Raw genomic sequence first — 2,390 nt, 5'->3', positions numbered from 1 at the left:
GCCCATCCGCCCCTACCTAATCCAATTAACCATTGACCGGGCTATTGGCAAAACGGGCCCTATTCCTCAATGGCTGCATGTTTTTATTTCAGGAAATAACCTTAATGACGTTACGCGTTTTATTGTAACGGTAACCGTTTTTCAAATAGTATTTATTCTTATAGAAACGCTTACCCGCTTCATTTTTACTTTCCTTACTTCCTGGCTCGGGCAAGCGGTCGTAAAGGATTTACGCGTAAATGTATTTAGAAAAATCAGCTACTTCAATCTAAGACAATTTGACCATACACCTATAGGCACACTTACCACGCGAACAATAAATGATATTGAGAGCATCAACGATATTTTTTCAGACGGATTTATCCCAATCATTGCCGATTTACTCTCTATCATTTTTACTTTGGCAACCATGTTTTTTCTCAATTGGAAGCTCACACTGATAAGCCTTATCCCTTTTCCTATTCTCATATTAGCGACTTACTATTTCAAAGAAAGTGTCAATAAAAGTTACAAACGTGTGCGCAACGCTATTGCAGCACTTAATGCATTTGTACAAGAGCATATTTCCGGAATGGCCATTGTTCAAGCCTTTTCGGCAGAAGATAGAGAAAGAGAAAAATTTGACCAGATCAATAAGCAGCATAGGGATGCCAACATTTCAGCAATTTTTGCTTATTCAGTTTTTTTCCCCGTTGTCGAAATCATTCTTTCCTTAAGCCTAGGCATTCTAATTTGGTATATCGCAGATAGAAAAATTGAAGCCGGTTTATTAGTCTCCTTTATACTCTATCTAAATCAAATTTTTAGACCCTTGCGTGTAATCGCAGATAAATTTAATGTTTTGCAAATGGGTATGATTGCCGCAGAAAGAGTTTTTACCGTATTGGAAAATGAAGATAACCTTCCGCCCTCTTTATCTAATGCGTACAATCCTTCCAAAGTGGCAGGCCGTGTAAATTTCAATAAGGTAAGTTTCGCCTACACCCCCCCTCACTATGTCCTAAAAAACATTAATTTTCAAATTAGAGAAGGTGAAACAGTCGCTATAGTAGGTCATACGGGAAGTGGAAAAACATCGATTATAAGTCTACTAAATAGATTGTACGAAATACAAGAAGGCGAAATAATGATCGATGACGTGAATATAAAATCATATAATATTGAAACGCTAAGACGTAATATAGGTGTAGTCTTACAAGACGTATTTCTGTTTTCAGGATCCGTATTAGATAATATTACACTTCGTAATATAAACACGACGGAAGCGCATGTAATAGAAGCGGCAAAGATGATCGGAGCACATGATTTTATCATGCAATTGCCCGGAGGTTATCATTTCAATGTGATGGAACGTGGTAATTCGTTGAGTTTAGGACAAAGGCAATTAATCTCCTTTATTCGGGCACTATTATATAACCCTTCTATTTTGATTTTAGATGAAGCCACTTCCTCGATCGACACAGAAAGTGAAATGCTGGTACAAAAAGCAATCGACAAGCTTATTTCAGGAAGAACCTCCATCGTAATCGCACATCGTTTATCGACTATTCGTAAAGCCCACAAAATAATTGTATTAGACAACGGCGAAATAAAAGAAATAGGAAGCCACGCCCAATTGCTTAAACAAAAAGGTTTTTATGCTAAATTGCATCAGATGCAATTTGCAGAAGAGCAAACATCGGCATAAAAGCACGAATCTTAAAATGCAAGATGACTTATTAGCAATAGAAAAATTATCAGTAAGTTTTCAGGAAGAAGAAGCTGTAAAAGATATTTCATTTTCTATAAAAAGAGGGGAAGTATTGGCCGTGGTTGGCGAGTCCGGCTCGGGAAAATCAGTAACTTCATTATCTATACTACAATTATTACCGATACAAGCCTCCTTAAAAGGTACTATTTTTTTTGATAATGATCACCATAAAATCAATCTTGCATCATTATCTTCAAAAGGCTTACAGCAAATACGAGGCAACAAAATTTCTATGGTTTTTCAAGAGCCCATGTCTTCGCTCAATCCGGTAAAAAGTTGTGGCAGTCAAGTATTGGAGACCATTTTATTGCATAAAAAAATAGATAAACGGGCCGCGGTAAAGCAAGTAATGAACCTTTTCGAACAAGTGCAATTGCCTGACCCGGACAAAATATTCTATCGCTTCCCAAATGAAATTAGCGGCGGACAGAAGCAGCGAGTAATGATTGCAATGGCCATGTGTTGCCAACCACAATTATTAATTTGCGATGAACCAACAACAGCGCTCGATGTCATGGTGCAGGAAGAGATTTTGTTACTCATAAAACAACTCCAGCAGACGACCAATATGAGTGTACTATTCATCTCACATGATATTAATTTGGTTGCCGCCATCGCGGACCGGGTCGCGATTTTTTAT

Annotated in this window: 2 protein-coding genes; both read left to right on the top strand. The window is 37.7% G+C overall.

What is annotated here, in order from left to right; all coding sequences use genetic code 11:
* The coding region (locus ACQR30_RS07260; protein WP_429733383.1) for an ABC transporter ATP-binding protein at positions 1-1,687 on the top strand (1,687 nt) is incomplete at its 5' end.
* A gap of 16 nt (positions 1,688-1,703) precedes the next feature.
* The coding region (locus tag ACQR30_RS07255; protein WP_429733380.1) for an ATP-binding cassette domain-containing protein at positions 1,704-2,390 on the top strand (687 nt) is incomplete at its 3' end.

The organism is Arachidicoccus sp., from assembly GCF_050436765.1.
Lineage (GTDB): Bacteria > Bacteroidota > Bacteroidia > Chitinophagales > Chitinophagaceae > Arachidicoccus.
Note: the sequence above shows the minus strand (reverse complement) of the source record. Positions and strands in the feature narration are given on the sequence as shown.